A 17,395-nucleotide genomic window follows, 5' to 3' on the forward strand; every position below is an offset into this window, starting at 1 on the left:
GGCGCTGGCCGATGCCGGGCCGCCCTCAGGCCGCCGCCGCCCGCGCTGGCGGTGGCTGAAGCTGGCTGAACACCAGCGCCGCCACGATCAGCGCCGCGCCGCCCAGGCCCGCCCATCCCAGCCGCTCGCCGAGCAGGGCCCAGGCGGTGAGCGCGGCGAATACCGGCTCCAGCCCGAACACGATGGCGCTGCGCATGGCGTCCACCCGCTGCTGGCCCCAGGCCTGCAGCGTGACCACCACCACGCTGGCCAGCAGGCCCAGGTACAGCAGCGCCACCCAGGCATCGGCGGGCAACTGCGCGGCGGTGTGCAGCCAGCCCATGCCGCCGCCCTGGCCCAGCAGCATGAACGTGGAAGCCAGCGCCATGACGGTCGCCTGCGCGGCCGCCATGCGCGTGGCCCGCGGCGGGCTTGCCGCCGTGCGGCGCGCGCACTCCTCCAGCGCCAGGATGTAGATGGCGTAGAACACCGTGCTCGCCAGCGTCAGCGTATCGCCCAGGTTCCAGGGCTCGTTCTCGTGGAACATCAGCGCCATGCCCGTGCAGGCCAGGGCGCACGCCGCCCACAGCGGCCAGCCGTAGCGGCGCCCCAGCGCCGCCATCGCAATCAATGGCACCACCAGCACATTGAGCCCGGTCACGAAGGCATTGCGGTTGCTGCTGGTGCGCGCCAGCCCCTCGATCTGCAGCCAGAACGCCAGGAACAGCAGGACCCCCAGCGCGCAGCCCCACCGCCGCTCGTGGCGCCGCATGCCCCACCACAGCGGGGCCAGCACCACCAGGGCGATCACGAACCGCAGCCAGATGATCTGCAGCGCATCGAGGTGCGCGGACAACAGCTTCATGGCGGGGAAGGTGGTGCCCCACACCACGGTCACCACCAGCAGGGCAATCAGGCCCAGACGTTCGGGTTTCATAGGCTCCAAAACAAGAAAGGGCTGGTCGGTTCCCCGGCCAGCCACTTGCAGAAGATTTCCTCGCAGCGCCTGCGCACGACCTGCTGCCGTCGCACTGGCGCGGCCTCAGCGAGGTAGCCGCGGAACTGGCTCTGCCAGGCCACCGGTGGCGTCCCCCTCCCTTGGCGCGCAGCGCGTAGAGAGAGGGGTGAAGGCGCGCAGCGCCTCAGGGGGTGTCAATTAAAAAGATAGCGTGCCTGCAGGTTCAGGCGCAGCATCTCGCCCTGCTGGCCGTCGAACGTCGTGCGGCGGCCGCCGATCAGCTCGCCGCCCAGCTCCACGTTCTTGATGGGCAGGTAGTACATGCCGGCATGCCATTGGTACAGCTTGTGGTTGCCTTCGGCGCCGTAGGCGTCCACGTAGGCGTCGCCCAGCTTGTGGCGCGAGCGGACCATGCCCAGCGACACGGTGCCGCGCAGCTTCTCGCTGAACACGTTGGACAGGCCCAGCACCACGCCGTGCGACTTGTCCAGGCGCACGGTGCCGCCGTCCAGCACGGGGTAGTTGGTGCCCACCAGGTAGGCGCCGTCGCCGTCGCCGTCCAGGCGCGTGTACTGCGCCATCAGCGTGGTGGTGCCGGTGATCTTGTAGCCCGCGCCCAGGCCGAAGCCGGTGCCGCGCTTGCCGATGCCGTCCACGCGCTGCTCGTGCGAGAGCAGGCGGGCGTTGATGTTGCCCCAGTCGAAGGCCTTGTCCACGCGGGCCACGAAGTTCAGGCTCTTGGCGCCGTCGGTGGGCTCTTCCACCGCGAACTGGAACTTGGCCAGGTCCGGGTTGTTGTAGGTGTAGCGCACCTGGGCAGGGCGGCGGAAGGTGGCGCCGGGTGGGCCGTTGAAGTCCACGGTCTCGGGCAGGTTGTCCACGTCCATGAAGGTCGACCAGGTCTGGCCGATCAGCCAGCCGGCGTACTCGCCGTAGGCGTGGCGCAGGCGCAGGCGGTTGCGGTTGCACTCGGCACCGCAGTAGGCGTAGAAGTCGGCCTCGATCTTGGTGTTGAAGGTGCCGATGGAGGTGGGCGTGGAGGTCTCGAAGCCGAAGCGCGAGGTCTGCGCCGTCAGGCTGCTCTTGCCGTGGCGGCTGTCGCCCAGGGGCTGCTCCATCAGGTTGGTGAAGGTGTCGCCGGGCGCCGTGCCCTTGAAGTCCTTGACCATGTTGGCCTCGGCAAAGCCGTACACGCGGATCGAGGTCTCGCTGCCCGGCAGGCGGAAGCTGCCCGGAATGTCGCCCAGCACCACGGCGTCCTTCTGCTTGAGTTCCACGGCCTCGATGCGGTCGTTCCAGGCCGATGCCGACGCGGCGGGCGCGGCAGGCGCCTGGGCCTGCTGGGCCTTGAGCTGGTTGAGCTCGGCGCGCAGGGCCTTGAGCTCGTTGCGCATCTCTTCGAAGTCCTTGGCGGACTGCGCGAACGCGGCGGGTGGCAGGCTGCACAGGCCGGCGGCCAGCAGGGCGAGGAACGTGGGGTTCAGTTTCATGGTCACTCCGGTAGGGGCTGGTAATGGCATTGCATGGGCCTGGATCTCAGGCGCTCATGCGGCCGATGAAGGCGCGGATTCGGTCGTTGGCGGGGTTGTTGAAGAATTCGGCGGGCGTGGCGTCGTGGGCGATGCGCCCCTGGTCGAAGAACATCACGCGGTCGGCCACCTCGCGGGCGAAGCCCATCTCGTGGGTCACCACGATCATGGTCATGCCGCCACGGGCCAGCTCGCGCATCACGTCGAGCACCTCCTGCACCATCTCCGGGTCCAGGGCCGAGGTGGGCTCGTCGAACAGCATCACCTGCGGCTGCATCGCCAGCGCGCGGGCGATGGCCACGCGCTGCTGCTGGCCGCCCGACAGCTGCCAGGGGTACTTGTGCGCGTGGTCCTGCATGCCCACGCGGCGCAGCAAGGCCATCGCCTGCTCGTTTGCCTGGGCCCGCGGCGTGCGGCGGATGCGGCGGGGAGCCAGGGTCACGTTGTCCAGCACGCTCATGTGGCCGAACAGGTTGAACTGCTGGAACACCATGCCGACCTCGCTGCGCTGCTTTTGCAGCGTGGCCAGGTCGTCGGTGACTTCCTCGCCGCCGATGGTGATGCGGCCGGAGTCATGGGGTTCGAGCCGGTTGATGGCGCGCAGCAGCGTGCTCTTGCCGGAGCCCGAGGCGCCGATGATCACGGTGACCTCGCCGGTGTTGAACACGGTGGACACATCGCGCAGCACCTGGTGGGCGCCGAACGACTTGCAGACCCGGTCCACCACGATGAAGGGTGTGGCCTGGCGTGTCATTGGTTGCGGCCTTCCACGTCGAAGCGGTATTCCACCGCGTTCGAGATCTGCGTGACCAGGGTGGTCAGCAGCAGGTAGGTGATGGCCACGGTGGACAGCGTGGCAATGGGCTGGAACGTGGCCGACTGGATGCGGTTGCCCACGTTGGTCAGCTCCACCACGCCGATGGCGTAGGCCAGCGACGAGTCCTTGAGCAGCGCCACGAAGTTGCTGACCAGCGGCGGCAGCGATATCTTGAAGGCCTGTGGAAACACCACGTCCAGGAACACATGCATGCGGCCCAGGCCCAGGGCCTTGGCGGCCTCGGTCTGGCCGCGCGGCACGGCCAGCAGCCCGGCGCGGATGGCCTCGGCGTTGTAGGCGCCCACGTTCAGGCCCAGCGCCAGCACGGCGGCCGCGAAGTCGGGCAGGTTCAGGCCCGGCACCAGCACCGGCAGCGCGAAGTACACGAACAGGATCTGCACCAGCAGCGGCGTGCCGCGGATGACCCAGATGTAGAAGCTGGCCACCCAGCGCACGGCGGCAAAACGCGCGGTGCGGGCGAGCGCGGCGGCGGTTCCCAGCACCAGCCCGACGCTGCCGCTGATCAGCGTGAGCCACAGGGTGGTGCGCGCGCCGTCGGAGAACGCCTGGGCGTTGGGGCCGATGGGCTCGGGCAGGAAGGACAGCAGCTTGCCGAGCAGTGCCAGCACCAGCACCATCAGGATGACGGCCGAGACGAGCGTGGCGTTGCTGCGCTGCTGGCGGCTCCAGCGCTGCGGCCAAAAGGCGGTGAGCATGAAAAAGACCCCTGTGACTACATGCGGGTCGTGCTTACTGGCAGCGGACGTCTTCGTTGAAATACTTCTTGGACAGCGCGGCATAGCTGCCGTCGGCCATGACTTCGGCCAGCGCCTTGTTCCAGCCGGCGGCCAGCGAGCTGTTGCCCTTGGCCACGGCGGCGGCGATGCGCTCGATGAACAGCATGTCGCCGAGCTTGAAGCCGGCGCCGGGGTTCTTTTCTGCCACGGCCTTGGCCACGAAGCGGTCGGTCACCCAGGCGTCCACGCGGCGCGAGTTCAGCGCGCTGCGGGCATCCACGTCGGTGGGGAAGTTCTTCATTTCCTTGATGGACGAGACCTTCTGCACGTTCTCGAGGTAGCTGGTGCCGGTCTGCACGGCCACCACCTTGCCCGCCAGGTCCTTGGCGCTCTTGATGGCGGGATCCATGGCGATGATCATGCCGCCCGAGCAGTAGTGCGGGTCGGTGAAGGTGACGGCCTTGGCGCGCTCTTCGGTGATGCCGTGCGAGGCGATCACCAGGTCCCAGCGGTCCTGGCGCAGGCCGGTGAGCAGCGCATCGAAACCCAGGGTCTTCCACTGGATCGCGAGGCCCATCTTCTTGGCCACCAGTTCGGCCGTCTCCACCTCGAAGCCGGTCAGCGTGGTGCCGTTGAAGAAATTGAACGGAGCGAACTGCCCCTCGGTCGCGATGAGGATCTTGCCGTCCTTCTTGACCTCGTCCAGCGTGCGGGCCTGGGCGGCGAATGCGGCGCAGAGCGCGAGGGCGGTGGCAACAGCCTTGAACAATTTCATGGGATGGGTCCTGTCGGGGGTATTTCAGGTACAAAAAATCCGGCATGCGGGTAGCAGGCCGGAGGCTGGTGGATCGGATGCACAGGCATCGCGAAACGCGAAGCCTGCCGTCATCAAGTAGTAACGATTATAAATATGCGAATTTTTTCCTTGGGCCTGCGGACAACCCTCAAAGCCCCGTTGTGTGCCAATTCACAACAGGTTTAGAGCGGTGTCCCCAACCGGACGCAGGCGCTACGGCTCCGTCTACAGGGCGAGGTCGGCGCTACCGGTGCGAGCCAGACCAGTGCCCCCGCGCAAGGGCCGCCCCGCCGCGCTGGGGGCGTCCCCCTTCAGGGGGAAGGCGCCGAAGGCGACTCAGGGGGTTACCGAAGAAACGCGTCGTACCCCGTCTTGAGGATCAGCGTGCTCACCACCACGATGAAGATGCCGCGCACGAAACCCGTGCCGTGCTTGAGCGCCAGGTGCGTGCCCAGCAGGCTGCCCACGACGTTGGCCACGGCCAGCGTCACCGCGAAGTGCCACCAGACGTGGCCCTTGGCGGCAAACAGCACGATGGCGGCGACATTGGTGGCGCAATTGAGCAGCTTGGCCGAGGCCGAGGCATTGAGAAAGTCGTAGCCGAGCAGCCGCACGAACAGGAAGACGAAGAAGCTGCCGGTGCCCGGGCCGAAGAACCCGTCGTAGAAACCGATCAGCACGCCGATCAGGCAGGCCGCCAGCACTTCGGCGCGGCCCGCGAAGCGCGGCGCATGGTGCCGCCCCAGTTCCTTCTTGGCCAGCGTGTAGGCCAGCACGCCCAGCAGCACCAGGGGCAGCAGCTTGCGCAGGAAGTCGGCCGACATCACCGTCACCGCCCAGGCGCCGGCGAACGAGCCGGCGAAACCGGCCGCCGCGGCCGGCAGCATCGCCGGCCAGCGGATCTGCACGCGGCGGCTGTACTGCCAGGTGGCCATGGCCGTGCCCCACACCGAGGCGGCCTTGTTGGTGCCCAGCAGCGTGGCCGGTGGCGCCCCCGGAAAAGCCGCGAACAGCGCCGGCACCATCACCAGCCCGCCGCCACCCACGATGGCGTCCACGAAGCCCGCGAGCAGCGAGGCCAGGGTAATAAAAATCCATTCCATCGCAGTATTTTCGCACCCAGCCTGCTATGGATTTAGGAACAGATACAGAGACCAGCGCACCGGGCCCGGCGACGAACGGGCAAGAAAAAGGCGCTGGGATCGCCAGCGCCTGAAAAAAAACGCACCTCGTTGGGTGCTTGAAATTTGGTTATTGGTAGAAAGGATGTCTCCTCGGGCCCCTCGCTTGGCACACCGAAGCGCGCTTTCGAGTGCCGCAACTGTAACGGCTGCACCCCGCTGGTGCATTGGGGGTTTCCCGCCCCCGTTGTGGGGCGGGAAAACCGCGCGCGGGGCCACGAATCGGGGTTCGCGGGTTGGCACGGCTCATGCAATGCGCTTGTAACAATTTGCGAAAGGGAGCCTTCATGCGGGCAGTCAACCACCGGTTCATCGCGGTCGTGTCGTTGGGTCTGGGGCTGTGCGCCAGCGCGCTGGCGCAGGCCGTGCCCGAGGTGGCGGCGGCCCCCGCCGCGCCCCTGGCGCGCCCTGGCCTGGTGGCGCACGGCGCCGTCAGCGCGGCGGACACCGCCTGGATGATGACCTCCACGGCGCTCGTGCTGCTGATGACGCTGCCCGGCATTGCCCTGTTCTACGCGGGCATGGTGCGCAAGAAGAATGTGCTCAATACCATGGCCAGCGTGGTCGCCATCGCGGCGCTGGTCAGCCTGCTGTGGTTCGGGGCGGGCTACTCGCTGGCGTTCACGCCCGGCAACGCCTGGGTGGGCGGCTGGGAGCGCGCGGGGTTCACGGGGCTGGACTTCGACCTGGCGGGCGGCAAGCTCGCCGTGAGCCATGTCGCGCCGCACATTCCCGAATCGGTGTACGCCATGTTCCAGCTCACCTTCGCCATCATCACGGCCGCGCTCCTGGTGGGCGCGTTCGTCGAGCGCATGCGGTTTTCCGCCATGCTGATCTTCATCGGCCTGTGGACCTTGCTGGTCTATGCCCCGGTGGCGCACTGGGTGTGGGAGCCGGGGGGCTGGCTGGCGCGGATGGGCGCGCTGGATTTCGCCGGGGGCTCCGTGGTGCACGTGAACGCGGGCGTGGCGGGGCTGGTGTGCGCGTGGTTCCTGGGCCGCCGCACGGGCTATGGCCGCGAGCCCTTCGAGCCCTACAACCTGGGGCTCACCATGGCGGGCGCGGGCCTGCTGTGGGTGGGCTGGTTCGGCTTCAACGCGGGCTCGGCCGTGGCGGCCGATGGCCGGGCGGGCCTGGCCATGGCGGTCACGCACCTGGCCGCCGCCGCTGGTGCGCTGTCCTGGATGCTGGGCGAGTGGGTGGTGCGCGGGCGCCCTTCGCTGCTGGGGCTGTGCTCGGGTCTGGTCGCGGGGCTCGTGGCGATCACGCCCGCCGCAGGCTTCGTCACGCTGCGCTCGGCGGTGGTGATTGGCCTGGTGGCCGGGCTGGCGTGCTACTGGGGGGCCACGGGGCTCAAGCGCCTGCTGCGTGCCGACGATTCGCTGGATGTGTTTGGCGTGCATGGCATTGGCGGCATCGTGGGCTCGCTGCTCACGGGGGTGCTGGCTAGCAAGACCGTGGGGGGCGTGCAGGGCAGCCTGCTCACCCAGGCCATCGGGGTGGGCGCCGTGATGGCCTACAGCCTGGTGGTGACGGCCGCGCTGCTGTGGATCATCAATTTTGCGATGGGCGTGCGCGTGGATGCGCAGAGCGAGCAGACCGGGCTCGACATCGCCCAGCACCGCGAACACCTGGGCGGCTGAATGAAGCCCGCTCTCCCGAGGCCCTGCGGGCCTTCCCCCGCTCTCGCACCGCCGCGCAATGCGGGCCGGGGGGCGCAGCCAGCGCGGCGGCCCGCGCCTGGGCCGCACCGGTTTCATTCGCCGCGGGTTGTGCGCAGCGCAATGGATGACTGAAATGCAGTAAGGAGCCGACCATGCCCGATTCCGACAAGCTCGCCATTGCCGCCCACCTGCATGTGCTGCTGCGCCGCAAGACGGGGCGCGTGACCGACACCGAGTGGATGGCGGCCAACGCCGAGTACGCGCTGGAGATCGTGCGGTTCGCGCGCCAGCGCGCGCAGGAGGACAACGCGCCCGAACTCACCGAATGGGCGGACCGCCTGGACCAGGCCATCCATGCCGCGCCACCGGCCGCCCCGCGCCGCCCCTTGCTGGATGTGGCCACCCAGGCGGTGCGCCAGCGCATGGCGCCGCCCCCGCCGGAGCCCGCGCCCGAGGTGCCCCGGTATGTCGGGGGAATCCGCTGACCGCGCCGCGGCCGTGGGGCCCGCGCGTGGGCGGGATCCATATCAGTGCGCTGCCGCGCCCTGCACGAACAGGCCCGCCGTGGGCAGCAGCCCGGCCAGCTTGTCGTCGCCATAGGTGCGCAGCACCTGCGCAATCACGACCTGGTAGCCGTTGAGCCACTGCGCTTGCGCCGCCTTGGCCTTCAGGTGGGCGGGGTGCTGCATCAATGCCTGCAGGGCCTCGAGCGACTGCCAGTAGTACACGTTGGACACCAGGCCCTTGCCCGTGTCCTCCCACGATTCCTCGCCCAGGTAGCCGTCGATGGAGCGGGCGGCGGTGGCAATCGCCTCGTCCAGGCGGTGGAAGGCGTCGTCGAACTGTTTGGTGGCGAAGATGAAGGTGGAGGAGTACATGGGCGCGATGGTACCCACGCCTATGCCGTGCGCCGCGCCTGGATGATCCACTCCGCCGCCTTCTCGGCCAGCATCAGGGTGGGCGAGTTGGTGTTGCCGCTGGTGATGGTGGGCATGGCCCCCGCATCCACCACCCGCAGGCCCGCAATGCCGCGCACGCGCAGTTGCGAGTCCAGCACGGCCATCGGGTCATCATCCCGCCCCATCTTCGTCGTGCCCACGGGGTGGAAGATGGTGGTGGCGATGTCGCCGGCCAGGCGCGCCAGGTCCTCGTCGCTCTCGAACTGCACGCCGGGCTTCCATTCCTCGGGCCGGTACTTGGCCAGCGCGGGCTGGGCCACGATGCGGCGCGTGACGCGCAGGCTGTCGGCCGCCACCTGGCGGTCTTCGGCGGTGCTCAGGTAGTTGGGCGCGATGGCCGGTGCGGCCTTGAAGTCGGCGTTCTTGATGTTCACCGTGCCCCGGCTCGTGGGGTTGAGGTTGCACACGCTGGCCGTGAAGGCCGGAAAGCTGTGCAGCGGCTCGCCAAACGCGTCGAGCGACAGCGGCTGCACGTGGTACTCGATGTTCGGCCAGGGCTGGTCGGCGCTGCTGCGCGTGAAGGCGCCCAGCTGCGAGGGCGCCATGCTCATGGGGCCGCTGCGTTTGGTCGCGTATTCGAGCCCGATCTTGGCCTTGCCCCAGAGCGAGCTGGCCATGGTGTTGAGCGTGGGCACGCCGCCCACCTTGAACACCGCGCGGATCTGCAGATGGTCCTGCAGGTTGGCGCCCACGCCGGGCAGGTCGTGCACCACGTCGATGCCGTGCTGGCGCAGCAGCGCGGAGGGGCCGATGCCCGAGAGCTGCAGCAGCTGCGGCGAGTTGACGGCACCGGCGCTCAGGATGACCTCGCCCGTGGCGCGGGCCGTGACCATCTCATGCCCGTCCCACACCAACACGCCCGTGCAGCGCTTGCTGCCGTCGGGCTGCGTCTCGATGAGGAGCTTGGCGGCCTGCGCGCTGGTCCACATCTCGAAGTTGGGGCGGCCGTAGCAGGTGGGCCGCAGGAAGGCCTTGGCGGTGTTCCAGCGCCAGCCGCTTTTCTGGTTGACCTCGAAGTAGCCCACGCCCTCGTTGCTGCCGCCGTTGAAATCGTCGGTGGCGGGGATGCCGGCCTGCTGCGCGGCCTGGGCGAAGGCGTCCAGCACGTCCCAGCGCAGGCGCTGCTTTTCCACGCGCCACTCGCCGGAGCTGCCCGTGGCCTTGTTGCCGTGCAGGCGCTTGAAATTTTCATTCACGCCATCGGGCTGGTCCAGGCGCCAGTGGTCCTCGTGGCGGCGGAAGTAGGGCAGGGCGTTCTCCCAGCGCCAGCTGGCGTCGCCGGTCAGCTCGGCCCACTGGTCGTAGTCGCGCGCCTGGCCGCGCATGTAGATCATGCCGTTGATGCTGCTGCAGCCGCCCAGCGTCTTGCCGCGCGGGTAGCGCAGGGTGCGGCCGTTCAGGCCCGCGTCGGGCTCGGTGTTGTAGAGCCAGTCGGTGCGCGGGTTGCCGATGCAGTAGAGATAGCCGACGGGGATATGGATCCAGTGGTAGTCGTCCTTGCGGCCTGCTTCGATCAGCAGCACGCGGTGGCGGCCGTCGGCGCTCAGGCGGTTGCACAGCAGGGCGCCGGCGGTGCCTCCGCCGATGATGATGGTGTCAAACGTGGTGTGGTCGCTCATGGGCAGGCGGTGCGGTGCAAGGGTTGGGACGGAGGGCCATTGTGCGGATGGCACCACGCGTGTCGAGAGGGTCAGTGCCTATTGCTACTAAATATGTAGCTTGAAGCGCTTGATGTCAAAGCGCTGGAGGCCTGTTTGATATTAATTTCACGCGGCCCCGGCCGGCCTGTGCTTGGCGGCCCGTGCGGGCGGGCGTAAATCCTACGCGCCGCCTGTGCGTGGCTCCGCTACCATGCACCCTCTCTTTCCCTCTTGGCGGCCGCGCCGCCCAGTCCATGACCGACCACGCACCTCGCATTGTTCGCGCCGACACGCCCCAGGGGGCGAGTGCGCAACTGCATGGGCGCTGGGGCGCGGCCGAACTGGGCACACGGTCGCAGTGGGAGGCGGTCTGCGAGCAGCTGCGCGCCAGCCCCCCCGCGCCCGGGCTGGGCTGGGACCTGACGCAGCTGCAGTGGCTGGACCACGTGGGCGCGCAGCTGGTGTGGAACCACTGGCAGCGGGCCTGGCCGGCGCAACTGGCCTGTACCGACGGCCAGCGCGACATGCTGGAGCGCGTGGCGGAGTTCACCACGGCCACCCCGCCGGCCCGGGAGCCCTGGCGCCTGGCCGAGCAGGCGGACCATCTGGGCGTGCTGGTGCTGCACGGCCTCAGCCATGCGCGGCACATGCTCGAAATGGTGGGGCAGCTGCTGCTCGACCTGGGCCGCCTGGCGCGCGCGCCGCGCCGGGGGCCGTGGCGCGACGTGTCGGGCCACCTGTACCGCATGGGCGCCACGGCGCTGCCCATCACGGCGCTGGTGGGATTTCTGATCGGCGTGGTGCTGGCCTACCTGATGAGCCTGCAGCTGCGCCAGTTCGGGGCCGAGTCGTTCATCGTCAACATCCTGGGCATCTCGCTCATCCGCGAGCTGGGCCCCATGCTGGCGGCCATCCTGGTGGCGGGGCGCTCGGGCTCGGCCATCACCGCGCAGATCGGCGTGATGCGCGTGACCGAGGAACTCGATGCCATGCGCGTCATGGGCATACCGCACGGCTTCCGGCTGGTGATGCCGCGCACGCTGGCGCTGGCGCTGGCCATGCCGCTCATCAGCGTGTGGACCACGCTGGCCGCGCTGGCCGGGGGCATGCTGGCGGCCGACATCTCCATGGACATCTCGCCCGCGTATTTCGTGCAGGCCCTGCCCGCGGCGGTGAAGGTGGGCAACCTGGGGCTCGCCATGGCCAAGTCGGTGGTGTTCGGCGCCTTCATCGCGCTCATCGGCTGCCACTGGGGGCTGCGCGTGAAACCCAACACCCAGAGCCTGGGCGAGGGCACCACGGCCTCGGTGGTCACGTCGATCACCATGGTCATCATCGTGGACGCCTTGTTCGCGGTGGCCTTCAAGAACATCGGAATATGAAGATGAGGTGGCTTCCCCCTGAGCGGCTTCGCCGCTTCCCCCTTCTCCCGAACTGCTGCGCAGCTCGGGAAGGGGGACGCCGCCAGCACCCGCATGTGAAGCCCCCCCTGAGCCGCTTCGCGTCTTCCCCCCAAGGGGGGACGCCACCCGTGGCCTGGCAAAGCCAGTTCCACGGTGGCACGGGTATTGCGCCGCGCCAGTTTCTACCGGAGCGTGGCCATGGCTGAGCGCATCGCCAAGCCCGAGCACATCGCAGTCGCGCCGGGCGAGCCGCCCATCGTGGACGTGCAGGGCCTGTGGACGGTGTTCGGCAAGGGCGACGAAGCCTTCACCGTGCACCAGGACCTGAACTTCACCGTGCAGCGCGGCGAGATGCTGTCGCTGGTGGGGGGCTCGGGCACGGGCAAGACGGTACTGCTGCGCCAGATCCTGGGGCTGGCCAGGCCGGCGCGCGGCACGGTCACGGTGCTGGGGCGGCCGGCGTCCGAGATGGGGCGCGAGGGCGCGGCCAGCCGCGTGGGCATGCTGTTCCAGCACGGCGCGCTGTTCTCGGCCTTCAACGTGCTCGACAACGTGGCCTTCGCGCTGCGCGAGCAGGGCACCCTGCCCGACGACCTGGTGCGCGATGCCGCGCTGGTCAAGCTGCAGATGGTGGGCCTCAAGCCCGAGCACGCCAGCCGCATGCCGGCCGACCTGTCGGGCGGCATGGTCAAGCGCGTGGCGCTGGCGCGCGCGCTCATCATGGACCCGCCGCTGCTGCTGCTCGACGAACCCACCGCCGGGCTGGACCCGAGCAGCTCCGACGATTTCTGCGCGCTGCTGCGCGAGCTGCGCGCCGCGCTCGGGCTCACGGTGGTCATGGTCACGCACGATCTGGACACGCTGTTCGCGCTCAGCACCCGCGTGGCCGTGCTGGCCGACAAGAAGGTCATCGTCACCGGCCCGCCGCACGAGGTCGCGCATTTCAGGCACCCCTTCATCGAGCACTTCTTCATGGGCGAACGCGGCCAGCGCGCCATGGCCCCGGTACCGGCGGCGGCGCGGCCGGCCGCCTCCCCGCCAGACAAGGAACATCCCTGATGGAAAACAAATCACACGCCCTCGCCGCAGGCATCTTCGTGCTGGTGGTGGCCGCCATGCTGGCGGGCCTGGCCATCTGGCTCACGCGCGACAACGCCAACTACGAGCAGTACGAGCTGTCCACCAAGGACGGCGTGAGCGGCCTGCAGCCCCAGGCCACCGTCCGCTACAAGGGCGTGGCCGTGGGCAAGGTCACGCGCATCGGGTTCGACCCCCAGGTCACCGGCAACGTGCTGATCCGCATCGCCGTCAACGAACAGGCGCCCATCAGCCCCACCACCTTCGCCGTGCTGGGCTACCAGGGCGTCACGGGCCTGGCCCATGTGCAGCTGGACGACGCCGACAAGCCCTATCCCGAACTGCCGCCCGGCCCCAGCGGGCTGCCCCGCCTGCCGCTCAAGCCCTCGCCGTTTGGCAAGCTCGCCGAGCAGGCGCCGGCCATCCTGGCGCAGGTGGAGGAGGCCACGCGCCGCATCAACCAGCTGCTGGGCGACACCAACCAGCAAAAGCTCACCGAAGCCCTCGCCAACATCGGCCAGGCCGCGGGCAGCGTCAACACCCTGACCCAGCGGCTCGATGCCACCGTCGCGCAGCGGCTGGACCCGGCCCTGGCAGCGCTGCCGCCGCTGGCCAGCGACGCGCGCAAGACGCTGCAGTCGCTGCAGCAGGCCGGCGCCAGCGTGACGTCCCTGGCCGCCGACGTCAGCAAGACCACCCAGCGCCTGGGCGCGGAGGGCGGCCCCATCGACCAGATCACCATCGGCACGCAGTCCCTCGCCCGCGCGGCCGACCAGTTCGGCGCCTCCACGCTGCCGCGCCTGAACCGCGCCGCCGACGACACGTCGCGCGCGGCCCGCCAGCTCGGCCGCACGGCGGGCGGCGTCACCGACAACCCGCAGCTGTTCATCTATGGGTCCGGCCGCATACCGCCCGGCCCCGGCGAGCCCGGCTTTGCGGCACCGTGAGGAGTGTTCATGAAAAGTACTATTAAAAACATAGCTGCCGGCGCCTTCCCGAAAAGCGCTGGCGGCCTGCTGGGCGGCATGGTTCTGGTGGTGGTGATCGGCCTGGCCGGCTGCTCGGCCCTGCCCAGCCCGCCCTCGCGCCCCGTGCTGTACGACTTTGGCCCCGGCCCGGTGGCCCCGGCGCCGGCCGACCGCCGGGCACCGCTGCAGCCCCTGGCCCTGGCCGACGTGGAGGCGCCCGGCCTGCCCGAGGGCAGCAATGCCGTGCTCTACCGCCTGGGCTATGCCGACGCCCAGCAGCTGCGCCCCTACAGCCAGGCCCGCTGGAGCCAGCCCCCCGCCCAGCTGCTGCAGCAGCGGCTGCGCGAGCAGCTGGGCCAGCGGCGCGCCATCCTCAAGGCCGACGACGGTGCGGCCCAGGCGCGCGACGCCAGCCAGGGCGGCCGGCTGCCCCCGGTGCTGCGCGTGGAGCTGGAGGAATTCAGCCACCTCTTCGCCAGCCCCACCGAAAGCGCTGGCGTGGTGCGCCTGCGTGCCACGGTGGTGGACCTGACGCTGGCGGGCGAGTCGCTGCGCGGCCAGCGTGTGTTCATCGTGCGCACCCCGGCGCCCAGCGCCGACGCGGCCGGCGGCGTGAAGGCCCTGGCGGAGGCCTCCACACAGGTCGCCCAGGAGCTGGCGGACTGGCTGGAACAGGTGACGCAGCGCACGAACTGAGCTGCCGGGGGCACCCCGGTCCCCGCCCGTGCGCCCTCGCGGTGCGCGCGCTCCCGGGCTCCCCGGGTCATCCGCCCGCCGCAGCGGCGTTCGCCGCGCGGTGTGGTGCCTGGCCCGCGTCAGGACCGCGGGGGCGGCGGGGCCGTGCCCGGCTCGATCCCCGTCACCACACGCGCATACCGTGCAAAGCTCCAGTACGCCCAGGCCCAGTCGAGCAGCACCACCAGCCGGTTGCGGAAGCCGATCAGGAAATACACGTGCGCAAACAGCCAGAACAGCCAGGCAAAGTAGCCCGAGAACCGCACCGGCCCCGCGGGCGAGGTGAGGTCCACCACGGCGGAGTTGCGGCCGATGGTGGCGAGGTTGCCGTAGTCGCGGTAGCGAAACGCTTGCGTGGCCTGGCCGCGCAGGCGGCGCAGGATGTTGGCGGCCGCCGCGCGGCCCATCTGCTTGGCGCCGGGCGAGACGCCGGGCACCGGCCGGGGAGGCTGGCCGGGCGCGTGGCTCTGGGCGGCGGCCAGGTCGCCGATCACGCTGATCTCCGGGTGGCCGGGCAGCGTGAGGTCGGGCGCCACGACCACGCGGCCCGCGCGGTCGATCGCGCAGCCGGTGGCCTCGGCCAGATGGCGGCCCAGCGGGGAGGCCGCCACCCCGGCCGCCCAGATGATGCATTTGCTCTTGATTTGATAGCTGACTGCGCTTGATGAGTCAGCGTCAGGGGGTGATTCAACCCTCAGGCCGTCACCGTCGATGGTGGTGACGCGGGCCTGCAGGCGCACTTCCACGCCCAGTTTTTCCAGCTGCTCCCTGGCGCGCTGGCTCAGTGCTTCCGGCATGGCCTGCAGCACCCGCGTGCCGCCTTCGAGCAGGATGATCCTGGCGCTGGCCGGGTCGATGTGGCGGAATTCGCCCGGCAGCGTGTGGCGCGCGATCTCGGCCAGGGTGCCCGCCATCTCCACGCCGGTGGGCCCGGCGCCCACGACCACGAAGTTGAGCCAGTCGGCGCGGCGGCCGGGGTCGGGCTCCTTCTCGGCGGCCTCGAAGGCCAGCAGGATGCGGCGGCGGATCTCGAAGGCATCGTCCAGCGTCTTGAGCCCGGGCGCGTGCGTGGCCCATGCATCCTGGCCGAAGTAGCTGTGCGTGGCGCCGGCCGCGACGATGAGGTGGTCGTACGGCAGGGGGGCGGAGGGATGGGGGCCGTCCTTCAGATACACGGTGCGCGCCGCCACGTCGATGCGCGTGACCTCCCCGAGCAAGGTGGTGGCGTTGGGCTGCTGGCGGAACAGGTGGCGGATGGGGGCCGCGATGGCGGGGGCCGACAGACCGGCGGTGGCCACCTGGTACAGCAGCGGCTGGAAGAGGTGGTGGTTGGTCTTGTCGACCAGGGTGATGTCCACGGCCGCGCCGCGCAGCGCCCGGGCGGCTTCCAGGCCGCCGAAGCCGCAGCCGATGATGACGACGCGGGGGCGGGACGAAGGGGTGGAGGCTGGGGTCATGCCCCCATTATTGGGGCACCGCCCGCGCCGCTTCAGGGAGGGCCCATGAACCCCATGTCCACCGGATAGTCGGGCCGGCCGGCGGCGGCGCCGAAGTGCGTGATGTTGGGCAGCACGCCGGCCATTTCGCTGTCGGCCACGCCAAACCACCTGGCCAGGGTGGCCGCGTACTGGTCCACCGAGGTGGTGGGCAGCAGGCGGCCCTGGCCCACGTGCCACTGGTCCTCGGGGGCCGCGGTGTTGGTGATGCTCACGGGCGGTGCGCTGCCGTAGAACGCCTTGCCCTTGACGGCGCCGCCCACCACCAGGTGGTGGCTGCCCCAGCCGTGGTCCGAGCCGTCGCCGTTGGAGCTCAGCGTGCGGCCGAAGTCCGACGCGGTGAACGCGGTCACCTTGTCGGCCACGCCCAGTTCCACCGTGGCGCTGTGGAAGGCGGTCAGGGCGTCGCTCACGCGCTGCATCAGCAAGGGCTGCTGCGAGATCAGGTTGTCGTGCAGGTCGAACCCGCCCAGCGACACCATGAATACCTGGCGCTTGCTGCCCAGCGCGTTGCGCGAGCCGATGAGGCGGGCCACCATCTTGAGCTGGTCGGCCAGCGAATTGTTGGCGGGGAACGGCGTGCCCAGCGTGGTGCCGGCCAGCGCGCCGGTGATCTGGCTTTCGGACGTGACCGCGCGGGTGGTCACGCGGGTGTACTCGTTCTCCAGCGTGTGCGCGCTGGGCTGCTGGATGAGCGCAGACAGCGCGCCGCGCACCGCGCTGGACCCGTAGACATTGTTCTTCACGCCGTTGATGGCCACGGCGCCGTTCGTGCTGACCTGGTATTGCAGGGCCGAGTCGCCCGAGAGGAACACCGCGTTGCCGGTGACGGCGATGCAGGTGAACAGCGAGTTGCCGTTGGACGAGAGCGCCAGGTCGCCGATGTTGCCGCCCCAGCCCACGGTGGAGCCCTCGGGCGAGGACGACTGCCACACCGACTGCTGGTCGTTGTGCGAGAACAGCTTGGGCGGGACGGGGTAGGCCTTGCGGTCGGGGCTGTTGTACTGCGCGCGCGTCAGGGGCACGACCAGCGGGCCGACGTTCAGCTGCACGGCGGCCTTGCCGCTGTTGAACAGGCCCGCCAGCCCGGTCATGGCGGGGTGCAGCGCGTATTGGCGCCCGTCGGGCAGCGGCGTGGAGGGGTTGAGCAGCGTGGGCGTGAGCGAGGCCTTGGGCAGCGCGATGCTGCCGCGGATGGCGCTGTAGCGGCCGTGGCTGGCGTCGTCGTAGGTGACCACGGTGTTGGCGTAGTCGTTGCCGCCATAGAGGAACACGCAGACCAGGGCCTTGTAGTCGTTGGCCGCGAAGGCGGCTGCCTCGCCCATCGCGGCGAGGTTCATCGCGAAGGGCAGGGCCGTGCCCGCCAGGCCCAGCTGGGTGGAGCGGCGCAGGAACGCGCGGCGGGTGTGGAGTTCGGGTTGAAGCAGGTGCATGGCGTGGCTTCTCGGGTGCGGTC

16 protein-coding genes are annotated in these 17,395 nt (G+C 69.8%); 6 read left to right on the forward strand and 10 right to left on the reverse strand.

What is annotated here, in order from left to right; translation table 11 throughout:
• Positions 1–25 precede the first annotated feature (25 nt).
• The 6 genes from AC3RCE_RS01865 to AC3RCE_RS01890 form a co-directional block, all read right to left on the reverse strand.
• Positions 26–916, reverse strand: a complete 891-nt coding sequence (locus AC3RCE_RS01865) for a DMT family transporter (protein WP_218296672.1) — start codon at positions 914–916, stop codon at positions 26–28.
• A gap of 215 nt (positions 917–1,131) precedes the next feature.
• The gene (locus AC3RCE_RS01870) at positions 1,132–2,427 is read right to left on the reverse strand and encodes a DcaP family trimeric outer membrane transporter (protein ID WP_218296673.1); all 1,296 of its coding nucleotides are present in this window, start codon (positions 2,425–2,427) and stop codon (positions 1,132–1,134) included.
• A gap of 46 nt (positions 2,428–2,473) precedes the next feature.
• Positions 2,474–3,220: an amino acid ABC transporter ATP-binding protein gene (locus AC3RCE_RS01875; RefSeq protein WP_218296674.1), complete on the reverse strand. Its 747-nt coding sequence runs from the start codon at positions 3,218–3,220 to the stop codon at positions 2,474–2,476.
• Complete coding sequence (locus AC3RCE_RS01880) at positions 3,217–3,999, reverse strand: amino acid ABC transporter permease (protein ID WP_218296675.1); 783 nt, start codon at positions 3,997–3,999, stop codon at positions 3,217–3,219. Before AC3RCE_RS01880 ends, AC3RCE_RS01875 begins: the two co-directional genes overlap by 4 nt.
• Before the next feature lie 34 nt (positions 4,000–4,033).
• A complete protein-coding gene (locus tag AC3RCE_RS01885; RefSeq protein ID WP_492254399.1) occupies positions 4,034–4,795 on the reverse strand; it encodes an ABC transporter substrate-binding protein in 762 nt (253 codons plus the stop codon).
• A 365-nt stretch (positions 4,796–5,160) separates the two neighbouring features.
• Positions 5,161–5,919, reverse strand: coding sequence for a sulfite exporter TauE/SafE family protein (locus AC3RCE_RS01890; RefSeq protein ID WP_492254400.1), 759 nt, complete (start codon positions 5,917–5,919; stop codon positions 5,161–5,163).
• 365 nt (positions 5,920–6,284) lie between these two features.
• Between AC3RCE_RS01890 and AC3RCE_RS01895 the strand changes: the two genes are divergently transcribed.
• Both AC3RCE_RS01895 and AC3RCE_RS01900 read left to right on the forward strand, forming a co-directional pair.
• A complete protein-coding gene (locus tag AC3RCE_RS01895) occupies positions 6,285–7,640 on the forward strand; it encodes an ammonium transporter (protein WP_218339116.1) in 1,356 nt (451 codons plus the stop codon).
• A 173-nt stretch (positions 7,641–7,813) separates the two neighbouring features.
• Positions 7,814–8,146 carry a hypothetical protein gene (locus AC3RCE_RS01900; RefSeq protein ID WP_218296679.1) on the forward strand — a complete coding sequence of 111 codons (333 nt, stop codon included), beginning with the start codon at positions 7,814–7,816 and terminating at the stop codon, positions 8,144–8,146.
• 42 nt (positions 8,147–8,188) lie between these two features.
• On the opposite strand, the gene AC3RCE_RS01905 is transcribed toward AC3RCE_RS01900, so the two are convergent.
• Together AC3RCE_RS01905 and AC3RCE_RS01910 are read right to left on the reverse strand one after the other, a co-directional pair.
• Positions 8,189–8,539, reverse strand: coding sequence for an antibiotic biosynthesis monooxygenase family protein (locus tag AC3RCE_RS01905; protein WP_369641137.1), 351 nt, complete (start codon positions 8,537–8,539; stop codon positions 8,189–8,191).
• A gap of 20 nt (positions 8,540–8,559) precedes the next feature.
• The gene (locus AC3RCE_RS01910; RefSeq protein WP_369641138.1) at positions 8,560–10,239 is read right to left on the reverse strand and encodes a GMC family oxidoreductase; all 1,680 of its coding nucleotides are present in this window, start codon (positions 10,237–10,239) and stop codon (positions 8,560–8,562) included.
• Positions 10,240–10,514: 275 nt separating this feature from the next.
• On the opposite strand from AC3RCE_RS01910, the gene AC3RCE_RS01915 reads away from it, so the two are divergent.
• The 4 genes from AC3RCE_RS01915 (at position 10,515) to AC3RCE_RS01930 (ending at position 14,404) form a co-directional block, all read left to right on the forward strand.
• Positions 10,515–11,642: an MlaE family ABC transporter permease gene (locus AC3RCE_RS01915; RefSeq protein ID WP_218339113.1), complete on the forward strand. Its 1,128-nt coding sequence runs from the start codon at positions 10,515–10,517 to the stop codon at positions 11,640–11,642.
• A gap of 219 nt (positions 11,643–11,861) precedes the next feature.
• Positions 11,862–12,722, forward strand: a complete 861-nt coding sequence (locus AC3RCE_RS01920) for an ABC transporter ATP-binding protein (RefSeq protein WP_369641139.1) — start codon at positions 11,862–11,864, stop codon at positions 12,720–12,722.
• Complete coding sequence (locus AC3RCE_RS01925; protein ID WP_218296684.1) at positions 12,722–13,687, forward strand: MlaD family protein; 966 nt, start codon at positions 12,722–12,724, stop codon at positions 13,685–13,687. The genes AC3RCE_RS01920 and AC3RCE_RS01925 overlap by 1 nt, the downstream gene beginning before the upstream one ends.
• Positions 13,688–13,696: 9 nt before the next feature.
• Positions 13,697–14,404 (forward strand): ABC-type transport auxiliary lipoprotein family protein, encoded by a 708-nt coding sequence (locus AC3RCE_RS01930; protein ID WP_218339111.1) that lies wholly within the window; start codon positions 13,697–13,699, stop codon positions 14,402–14,404.
• Positions 14,405–14,523: 119 nt separating this feature from the next.
• On the opposite strand, the gene AC3RCE_RS01935 is transcribed toward AC3RCE_RS01930, so the two are convergent.
• Together AC3RCE_RS01935 and AC3RCE_RS01940 are read right to left on the reverse strand one after the other, a co-directional pair.
• Complete coding sequence (locus AC3RCE_RS01935) at positions 14,524–15,900, reverse strand: NAD(P)/FAD-dependent oxidoreductase (protein WP_492254401.1); 1,377 nt, start codon at positions 15,898–15,900, stop codon at positions 14,524–14,526.
• A gap of 32 nt (positions 15,901–15,932) precedes the next feature.
• Positions 15,933–17,372 carry a DUF1501 domain-containing protein gene (locus AC3RCE_RS01940; protein WP_369641141.1) on the reverse strand — a complete coding sequence of 480 codons (1,440 nt, stop codon included), beginning with the start codon at positions 17,370–17,372 and terminating at the stop codon, positions 15,933–15,935.
• Positions 17,373–17,395: the final 23 nt, after the last annotated feature.

This window comes from Acidovorax sp. GW823-FHT05D11 (assembly GCF_058795695.1).